This window comes from Methylibium sp. (assembly GCF_031393925.1).
GTDB lineage: Bacteria > Pseudomonadota > Gammaproteobacteria > Burkholderiales > Burkholderiaceae_C > Methylibium.
This window is the reverse complement of record NZ_JANMWL010000022.1, coordinates 23,604-32,528: the sequence shown is the minus strand read 5'-3', so window position 1 is coordinate 32,528 and position 8,925 is coordinate 23,604. Positions and strand designations below refer to the sequence as shown.

At 66.7% G+C, this 8,925-nt stretch carries 10 protein-coding genes; 8 read left to right on the top strand and 2 right to left on the bottom strand.

The window, feature by feature from the left end; genetic code table 11:
* Positions 1 to 783: CorA family divalent cation transporter (locus tag RMO12_RS01600; RefSeq protein WP_309637953.1), on the bottom strand; the 783-nt coding region annotated here is incomplete at its 3' end.
* A 360-nt stretch (positions 784 to 1,143) separates the two neighbouring features.
* Between RMO12_RS01600 and hpf the strand changes: the two genes are divergently transcribed.
* The 3 genes from hpf to hprK all read left to right on the top strand — a co-directional run bounded on the left by hpf (position 1,144) and on the right by hprK (position 3,143).
* Positions 1,144 to 1,488: a ribosome hibernation-promoting factor, HPF/YfiA family gene (hpf, locus tag RMO12_RS01595; protein ID WP_309626384.1), complete on the top strand. Its 345-nt coding sequence runs from the start codon at positions 1,144 to 1,146 to the stop codon at positions 1,486 to 1,488.
* Positions 1,489 to 1,705: 217 nt separating this feature from the next.
* Positions 1,706 to 2,176 carry a PTS sugar transporter subunit IIA gene (locus tag RMO12_RS01590; protein WP_309626385.1) on the top strand — a complete coding sequence of 157 codons (471 nt, stop codon included), beginning with the start codon at positions 1,706 to 1,708 and terminating at the stop codon, positions 2,174 to 2,176.
* Positions 2,177 to 2,186: 10 nt separating this feature from the next.
* On the top strand, positions 2,187 to 3,143 hold the full coding sequence (gene hprK / locus RMO12_RS01585; RefSeq protein ID WP_309626386.1) for an HPr(Ser) kinase/phosphatase: 957 nt from the start codon (positions 2,187 to 2,189) through the stop codon (positions 3,141 to 3,143).
* A 23-nt stretch (positions 3,144 to 3,166) separates the two neighbouring features.
* Here the strand turns inward: hprK and fur are convergent, their stop codons facing one another.
* Positions 3,167 to 3,607, bottom strand: coding sequence for a ferric iron uptake transcriptional regulator (gene fur / locus RMO12_RS01580; protein ID WP_309626387.1), 441 nt, complete (start codon positions 3,605 to 3,607; stop codon positions 3,167 to 3,169).
* A gap of 83 nt (positions 3,608 to 3,690) precedes the next feature.
* Here fur and RMO12_RS01575 point away from each other — a divergent pair, with 83 nt between their 5' ends.
* From RMO12_RS01575 to leuS, 5 genes are read left to right on the top strand one after another with little or no spacing between them, the layout of a single operon-like run.
* On the top strand, positions 3,691 to 4,230 hold the full coding sequence (locus RMO12_RS01575) for an outer membrane protein assembly factor BamE (protein ID WP_309626388.1): 540 nt from the start codon (positions 3,691 to 3,693) through the stop codon (positions 4,228 to 4,230).
* Positions 4,227 to 5,042 (top strand): 4-hydroxy-tetrahydrodipicolinate reductase, encoded by an 816-nt coding sequence (gene dapB / locus RMO12_RS01570; RefSeq protein WP_309637952.1) that lies wholly within the window; start codon positions 4,227 to 4,229, stop codon positions 5,040 to 5,042. Before RMO12_RS01575 ends, dapB begins: the two co-directional genes overlap by 4 nt.
* An 8-nt stretch (positions 5,043 to 5,050) precedes the next feature.
* Positions 5,051 to 5,710 carry a MotA/TolQ/ExbB proton channel family protein gene (locus RMO12_RS01565; RefSeq protein WP_309637951.1) on the top strand — a complete coding sequence of 220 codons (660 nt, stop codon included), beginning with the start codon at positions 5,051 to 5,053 and terminating at the stop codon, positions 5,708 to 5,710.
* Positions 5,711 to 5,748: 38 nt separating this feature from the next.
* A complete protein-coding gene (locus tag RMO12_RS01560) occupies positions 5,749 to 6,165 on the top strand; it encodes a biopolymer transporter ExbD (RefSeq protein ID WP_309626391.1) in 417 nt (138 codons plus the stop codon).
* Positions 6,166 to 6,222: 57 nt separating this feature from the next.
* Complete coding sequence (leuS, locus tag RMO12_RS01555) at positions 6,223 to 8,916, top strand: leucine--tRNA ligase (protein ID WP_309637950.1); 2,694 nt, start codon at positions 6,223 to 6,225, stop codon at positions 8,914 to 8,916.
* The last annotated feature ends 9 nt before the right edge of the window (positions 8,917 to 8,925 follow it).

Sequence of the window (8,925 nt, the reverse complement as noted above, 5' to 3'; positions counted from 1 at the left end):
GTTCTGGTTGATGTTGATGAAGCCGACCGTGGCGTCCATCAGGAAGTTGATCTTGTCGAACAGGAAGGCGGTGTGCGAGTCGAGCGAATCGATGTCGCGCAGGATCTGCCTCGCCTCCTCGAACTGCTCGGCATTGAGCAGGCGGCTGCGCATCATGAAGCTCAGCGCGCGGCGCGTGTCCATCACATTGCGGCGAATGCGGCCGTTCAAGTCTTCCTGGCGCGCGATGGCCGCCAGCACCTCGGCGGCGGCCTGGTCATCGACCTTGGACTGCAGCACGCGCGCCGACACTTTCTCCAAGCCGTCGTAGATGCCCTCGAGCGCGTCGGCAGAGTATTCGGCATCGGCGTCGTAGAGCTTCAAGAGCACGTCCTTGGCGTCGTCAATCAGCGCCGGGATACGGCGCGCGCGCATGCGCAGCAGGCGAAACACCGGCAGGTCCTCGGCGTGAACCGAAAAAAGCACCTTGTCGTGAAGGATGAACGCCACGCGCACATTGCGTGCGCCGCGCCCGTCGGCGCCGGTGTCTTCATCGATCAGGAAGTCCGAGCGCAGGTGCAGTTCGCCGTTGTCTTCTTCGTAGAAGCGCGCCGACTCTTCCAGATCGTCGTCGACGATGTTTTCGGGGATGCGAAGGCCAAAACGCTGCGCGATCCAGTCCTTTTCCTCGGCCGTCGGGGCTTCGAGGTCGACCCACACCGGCTGCACATGGGCCAGCGCGTCGGCGGTTGCTATTTCTTCCTGGAACAGCCGCCCACTGGCAAGCGTGAAGACGTTGAGCATTGCGAACTCCAACGACCTGAGGGCGCAGCGCGCCGCAGACAAGGGCCCCGAGAGTGCTCGGGACCAACCGGAATGGGCAACCGCCTCACTCCCGGCAGCACCGCGCCGTGCAGGCGCGGGGTCGATTGGAGTGGACGGTCACCGAGAGGGGGTGCTGTCCAACAAAAGCTCCGAAGACGAAACCGGCGGATTATGTCACCGGGGAGCGCCCGCTCCGGTGCGTGTAGCCCCCGTTCGGGCTCGGTCATCGGCTTGTCACCGAGGCGAGCCGGGCGCAAACTGGCCCGACCCGATGCACCGCGCTTCAGTGCTTGCCATCGGCGCATCGGGCGCCCTTCGGCCTCTGTGAAAGGAAGACCTATGAACCTGACGATCAGCGGACATCACCTTGAAGTGACGGCATCGTTGAGAGAGTACGTGCTTACAAAACTGGATCGGGTCACACGCCACTTCGACCAAGTGGTCGACGTCAACGTCCTGCTGAGCGTGGAGAAGCAAAAGGAAAAGGAAAGGCGACAAAAGGCGGAGGTGACCTTGCATGTCAAGGGCCGCGACATCTTTGTCGAGTCCGCGCACCAAGACCTGTATGCGGCGATCGACGAATTGATGGACAAACTCGACCGCCAGGTCTGCCGGCACAAGGACCGCATGCAGGATCATCATCACGCCACGGCCAAGCGCCTCGACGCCGCCGACCTTCAGTGAGCCTTGCGTATCGCGCTTCGCAGACGAGCGGCCTTCGGGCCGCTTTTTCGTGCCCGGCGGAACCCCGCCGTTGCCAGACTGCAACCGGTGCCCCGCAAACGAGCCGCATATGGAGCCCGATCTCCAGTATTGGCGGGGAGCGGCTTCCTATAATTTGCCAACCTCTTCAGAGAAGCGCCAGCCAAGGCTTACCCAGCCGAAACTGGCGCGGCCGTCGATGAATCGTCTTACCGCCATCCTGCCGTCCAGCAATGTGCTGCTGGATGTGGACGCGACCAGCAAGAAGCGCGTGTTCGAGCAGGCCGGCCTGCTGTTCGAGAACCGGCACGCCATTGCCCGCTCCACCGTCACCGACAACCTGTTCGCCCGCGAGCGGCTCGGCTCCACCGGTCTGGGCCACGGCGTGGCCATTCCGCACGGCCGCATCAAGGGTTTGAAGAATCCGGTGGCCGCCGTCGTGCGCATGCAGCAGCCGATCAGCTTCGATGCGCCGGACGACGAAGCGGTGTCGCTGCTGATCTTTCTGCTGGTGCCCGAGGCGGCGACGCAACGCCATCTCGAGATCCTTTCCGAGATCGCCGAGCTGCTGAGCGACCGAGTGCTGCGCGAAAAGCTCAAGAGCGAACCCGATGCGGCCAAGGTGCATGAATTGATCACCCACTGGGAGCCACTGAAATCGGTGGCTTGAGCGTCGGCCGATGAAGCCGACCGTCATCAGCGCCGAGGCGCTGTTCGAGGCGCATCGCACATCGCTGCGCTGGGAATGGCTGGCCGGGCACGCCCACCCTGAGCGTCGCTTCGACGAGCTGGCCGTGCGCGACGCGCAGTCGGCCGCCGACCTGGTCGGCTACCTCAACTACATCCACCCCTACCGTGTTCAGATCGTGGGCCGCCGCGAGGTGCGCTATCTCATCGACGTGGCGCCCGAGGACCAAGCGCGTCGCATCGCGCGCATCGTGACGCTCGAACCGCCGGTGCTGATCGTGGCCGACAAGCAGGTGCCACCCGAGCGGCTGGTGGCGATGTGCGAACGCGCCGACATACCGCTGTTTGTCACCGAGGAATCGGCCGGTCATGTGATCGACGTGCTGCGTGCCCACCTGAGCCAGCATTTCGCCGACCGAACCACGCGCCACGGCGTCTTCATGGACATCCTGGGGCTGGGGGTGCTGCTCACCGGCGAGTCGGGCCTGGGCAAGAGCGAGCTCGGCTTGGAGCTGATCTCGCGCAGCCACGGCCTGGTGGCCGACGACGCCGTCGACCTCTACCGCGTCTCGCAGACTGCCATCGAAGGCCGCTGCCCCGAGCTGCTGATGAATCTGCTGGAAGTGCGCGGCATCGGCCTGCTCGACATCAAGGCCATCTTCGGCGAGACGGCAGTGCGTCGCAAGATGCGGCTCAAGCTCATCGTGCACCTGGTTCGCAAAGAGACCATGGAGCGCGACTTTGACCGCCTGCCCTACGAGCCGCTGTACGAAGAGGTGCTCGGGGTGCCCGTGCGCAAGGCGGTGATCGCGGTCGACGCCGGACGCAATCTGGCGGTGCTGGTCGAGGCCGCAGTGCGCAACACCATCCTCCAGTTGCGCGGCATCGACACCTACCGCGAGTTCGTGGCCCGCCACCGCATTGCGATGCAAAGCGGCGAGGAGCCGTAGCCGCGCAGACGTGGGCGAGCCAGCTAGCCGCGGGTGCGCACCGGTCGGTGCGGGCAGGCGGGCTTGGTGCAGTTGGCGTAGAGCGAAAGTGCATGCTCCTGCAGCGCGAAACCGCGGGCCTGCGCCACCGAACGCTGGCGCACCTCGATTTCGGCGTCGAAGAACTCCTCGACGCGGCCGCAGTCCAGGCACACGAGGTGATCGTGGTGCTGGCCCTCGTCGAGCTCGAACACGGACTTGCCGGACTCGAAGTGGTTGCGCGAGAGGATGCCGGCCTGCTCGAACTGCATGAGCACCCGGTAGACCGTGGCCAGGCCGATGTCGGAGTGCTCGGCCAGCAACTGCTTGTAGACGTCCTCGGCCGTCAGGTGCCGCACCGACGAGGTCTGGAACACCTCCAGGATCTTGATGCGCGGCAGCGTGGCCTTCAGGCCGCTGCTCTTGAGTTCGTCGGCGTGGCTCATCGGCAGGGTCCTGGCAAAGACGGGTCCACTAGAATTCCTCGCATGATATCGAGCCGGTGGCGCTTGCCCGCACCGCGTCCCCCATGCGCCTGTTTGCCTTGTTTCGTGTTTGTTCCGTGTGGATGGTGCCGCTGGCGCTCGTGGCTTGCGGCTCCCTGCGATCGCCGGAAAGCCTGTTCGGCCTCGTCACGCCCTACCGCGTCGAAATCGTACAGGGCAACGTGGTCACCCAGGAGATGGCAGCGCTCATCAAGCCCGGCTTGAGCCGCTCGCAGGTGCGCGACGCGCTCGGCTCACCGTTGCTGACCGACATTTTCCACGCCGACCGCTGGGACTACGTGTTCACCATCAGGCGCCAGGGCGCGCCCTACCAGCAACGCCGCGTCACCGTGCTGTTTGAGGGTGACAGCATGAAGTCCTTCGAGGCCGACGAGCTTCCGAGCGAGCGTGATTTCGTCGCCTCGATCGACACGAGCAAGCTCAGCGGCAACTTGCCAACGCTGGCACTCACCGACGCGCAGTTGCAGGCCTTACCCCTGCCGCCCAAGCCTTCGGCCAGCGCCGCGGGGGCCGAGCCGCAAGGCCCGGCGCGCAGCTATCCGCCGCTGGAGGCAACGCGGTGAACCCACCGCGACGCATTGCCGTCGCGGGGGCCTCTGGACGGATGGGCCGCATGTTGATCGAGGCGGTGATCGCCTCGCCCGACTGCGTGCTCGTCGGTGCGCTGGAGCGACCCGGCAGCCCGGCGCTCGGCCAGGACGCAGCGGCGTTCCTCGGGCAGGCAAGCGGCATCGTTATCGCCGATGAGTTGAGTGGGGGTCTGGCCGCGGCGGACGTGCTGATCGACTTCACCCGGCCCGAGGCCACGCTCGAGCATGTGCGCGCCTGCGGCGAGCGCGGCGTGCAATTGGTGATCGGTACCACCGGTTTCGACGCGGCCGGCAAGGCCGCCATCGCGGCGGCTGCCGAGCGCATCGCCATCGTGATGTCGCCCAACATGAGCGTGGGCGTCAACGTCGTGCTCAAGCTGATCGCCGACGCCGCCCGGGCGCTGCGCGAGGGCTACGACATCGAGATCATCGAGGCCCATCACCGCCACAAGGTCGACGCGCCCAGCGGCACCGCGCTGAAGATGGGCGAGGTGATCGCCGACGCACTCGGCCGCGAGCTGGCCCGCTGCGCGGTCTACGGCCGCGAAGGCATGACCGGCGAACGCGACCCTCAGACGATCGGCTTCGCGACGCTGCGCGGCGGCGACATCGTCGGCGACCATACCGTGCTGTTTGCCGGCATCGGAGAGCGCATCGAGATCAGCCACAAAGCCTCGAGCCGCGCCACGTATGCGCAAGGCAGCCTGCGCGCGGCGCGCTTCCTGGCCACACGCCAGAGCGGCCTGTACGGCATGAGTGACGTGCTCGCCGTCGCTGCGCACTGAAGCGGGCGATGGGCGACTTCGGCCGGTTCTGGTCCGATGGCGATGCGATCACGCGGGCGGTGGCGGCCTTGCTGCTGGCCATGTCGGTCAGCGCCTGGGTGGTCATCCTGTGGAAGTCGTGGCTGTTGCGCCGCGTCAAGCGCGACCTCGCTCGCGCCGTACCGGCGTTCTGGGCGGCGCCCGATCTCGTCGGCGCACGCACCCAGTTGCAGGCCTTTGACCGCGAGGCTGCGTTGATCCCGCTGCTCGACGCTGGCACATTGGCCGCGCGCGGCGGCACGCTCGAAGCCACCAGCGCGCGCGGCTCGCAACTCACGCGGCGGCTGCGCGACGCACTGCATGGCGTGTTGCGCGAGCTTCAGTTCGGCCAAGTGCTGCTGGCCTCGATCGGCGCGACGGCGCCGTTCGTCGGCCTGTTCGGAACGGTCTGGGGCATCTATCACGCGCTCATCGGCATCGCCAGCGCCGGCAACCAGGGCATCGACCGCATTGCGGGCCCGGTCGGCGAGGCGCTCATCATGACGGCCGCCGGGCTGGCCGTGGCAATCCCCGCCGTGTTGGCCTACAACGTGTTCGGCAAGCTCGTCGGCGCCTGCGAAGCAGAACTGGAAGGTTTTGCCCACGACCTGCGCGAGATGCTGCTCGAGCAGGACCATCAAGGTGAATAATTTTTTTGCTCACATCGTTCGCTGCAACGCCCGCTGACATGGCCTTCGGTCGCCTCGAACGCACCCAGCTGCCGCAGCCGATGAGCGACATCAACATGACGCCGCTCATCGACGTCATGCTCGTGCTGTTGGTGATCTTCATGATCACCGCGCCGCTGATGAGTTCGAGCCTGCGACTCGACCTGCCGACAAGCGACGCTGCCACACCGAGCAAGGCGCCTGACTTCATCGCGGTGTCACTCACGCCAGACGGCCGGCTCCACTTGGGCGAAGAAGCCCTCGACGATGCCAGCTTCGATGCCCGCATCAAGGCGGCCGCCCAGCGCCAAAGCGGCCTCGAAGTGCATTTGCGGGCCGACCAGGCGGTGCCCTATGGCCGCGTGGCCGCGCTGATCGGCCGGCTGCAGCAGGCGGGGCTCAATCGCATCGCGTTCGTCGCGCAGCCCGGGCCCTAGAATTCAAAGTACCCCTTCGACCTAGAGAGACCGGCACCGCTTGGCGCCGGCCCGTGCATGAGCGCTGCCAGCCCCGCCCCCGCGAATTCCTACGACCCGCGTTCCATCGAGTCGGCTGCCCACGCGCACTGGCGCGAGCGCGACGCCGACCGCGTCGTCGAAGACACGGGCAAACCCAAGTTCTACGCCTGCTCGATGCTGCCCTACCCGAGCGGCAAGCTCCACATGGGCCATGTGCGCAACTACACCATCAACGACATGATGGCGCGCTACCTGCGCATGAAGGGCTACAACGTGCTCATGCCGATGGGCTGGGACGCCTTCGGCCTACCGGCCGAGAACGCGGCGATGGACAAGAACGTGGCGCCGGCCCAATGGACGCGCGACAACATCGCCGACATGAAGTCGCAGATGGAGCCACTGGGCCTGTCGTTCGACTGGACGCGCGAGCTCGCCACCTGTGACCCGAGCTACTACAAGTGGAACCAGTGGTTCTTCCTGAAGATGCTCGAAAAGGGCATTGCCTACCGTCGCACGCAGGTCGTCAACTGGGACCCGGTCGACCAGACCGTGCTTGCCAATGAACAGGTGATCGACGGCCGCGGCTGGCGCTCCGGTGCCTTGATCGAGAAGCGCGAAATTCCCGGCTATTACCTGGCCATCACGCAGTACGCCGACGAGCTGCTCGCCAACGTGGCCGACCCGGCCGACCCGGCCTACCTGCACGGCTGGCCCGAGCGCGTGCGGCTGATGCAGGAGCACTGGATCGGCAAGAGCGAGGGCGTGCGCTTCGCCTTCCCGCACGAGCTCCGCGACACGAGCGGCGCGCTGATCGGCGATGGCCGCCTGTTCGTCTTCACCACGCGCGCCGACACCATCATGGGCGTGACCTTCTGCGCGGTGGCGCCCGAGCATCCGCTGGCCACGCATGCGGCGGCATCGAACCCCGAACTGGCCACATTCATCGAACAGTGCAAGGCCGGCGGCACGACCGAGGCGGAACTCGCCACCCGGGAAAAGGAGGGCCGCCCCACCGGCCTGTCCGTGCAGCACCCACTTACGCACGAGCCGGTCGCGCTGTGGGTCGGCAACTATGTGCTCATGGGCTATGGCGACGGTGCCGTGATGGGTGTGCCCGCGCATGACGAACGCGACTTCGCCTTCGCCAAGAAATACCGGCTCGACATCCTGCAGGTCGTGCATGTCGATGGCGAGCACTTCAGCTACGACCACTGGCAGGACTGGTACGCCGACAAATCGCGCGGCGTGAGCATCAACTCCGACTACTTCAGCGGACTGCACTACAAGGACGCCACCGACGCCGTCGCTGCCGCGCTCGACCACCGCGGCCTGGGCGGCAAGAAAACCACCTGGCGCCTGCGCGACTGGGGCATCAGCCGCCAGCGCTACTGGGGCACGCCCATCCCGATCATCCATTGCGAAGGCGGTGGGCCCGACTCCGACGCGCCCGGATGCGGCGCCGTGCCGGTGCCCGAGCGGGACTTGCCGGTGCGTCTGCCCGAAGACCTCATTCCTGACGGCTCCGGCAATCCGCTCACCAAGAGCGCGGCCTTCCTGAACGTGGCCTGCCCGCGCTGCGGCCGCCCGGCGCAGCGCGAAACCGACACGATGGACACCTTCGTGGATTCGGCCTGGTACTACATGCGCTATTGCTGCCCCGACAGCGAGCACGCCATGGTCGATGCGCGCAACGACCACTGGATGCCGATGGACCAGTACATCGGCGGCATTGAGCACGCGGTGCTGCACCTGCTGTATGCGCGCTTCTGGACCAAGGCGATGCGCGACTGCGGCTTGGTGAGCTTCGGCGAGCCGTTCACCAAGCTGTTCACGCAAGGCATGCTGCTCAACGAGTCGTATTACCGCGAAGACGGCGCGGGCAAGAAGCGCTGGTTCTACCCCGCCGAAGTGGAGGTGCGCCGCGACGACAAGGGCCACCCCGTCGGCGCGGTGGCGCGCGAGGACGGCCAGCCGGTGCGGCTGGGCGGCATTGAGAAGATGTCGAAGTCCAAGAACAACGTGGTCGAGCCGCGCGACATCATCGCCAGGTTCGGCGCCGACACCGCGCGGCTGTTCACTATGTTCGCCGGCCCGCCCGACCAGAGCGCCGCCTGGTCCGACTCCGGTGCCGAGGGCAGCTTTCGCTACCTGCGGCGACTGTGGGCCTTCGCCATCAAGCAGCGCGAGGCAATCGCCGCCGCCGGCATGTCGTTCGCCGGTGCCAGCGCGGGGGCGACCGACCTGCGCCGCGAGGTCCACACCCTGCTGCGCCAGGTGAGCCACGACTACGACCGCCTGCAATACAACACCGTCGTCTCCGGCGCCATGAAACTGCTCAACGCGCTCGAGGCCGCAGCGCTGCAGCCCACGCCGGCCGACCGCGCGGCGCTGCAAGAAAGCGTCGGCATCCTGCTGCGCGCGCTGTACCCGGCCGCGCCGCACATCGCCCACGCGCTCTGGAGCGAGCTTGGCTATGCCCGGCGGCTCGGCGACCTGCTCGACGCGCCCTGGCCCGCGGTCGACGACGCCGCGCTGGAGCGCGCCGAGCTCGAGCTGGTGCTGCAGGTCAACGGCAAGCTGCGCGGCGCACTCACCGTGTCCTCGTCGGCCGACAAAGCGGCCATCGAGCGGGCCGCGCTGGCGAGCGAAGAAGTGCATCGCTTCTCCGAGGGGCGCAGGCCGAAGAAGGTCATCATCGTGCCCGGCCGCCTCGTCAACGTGGTCGTGTGAGGCGCACTG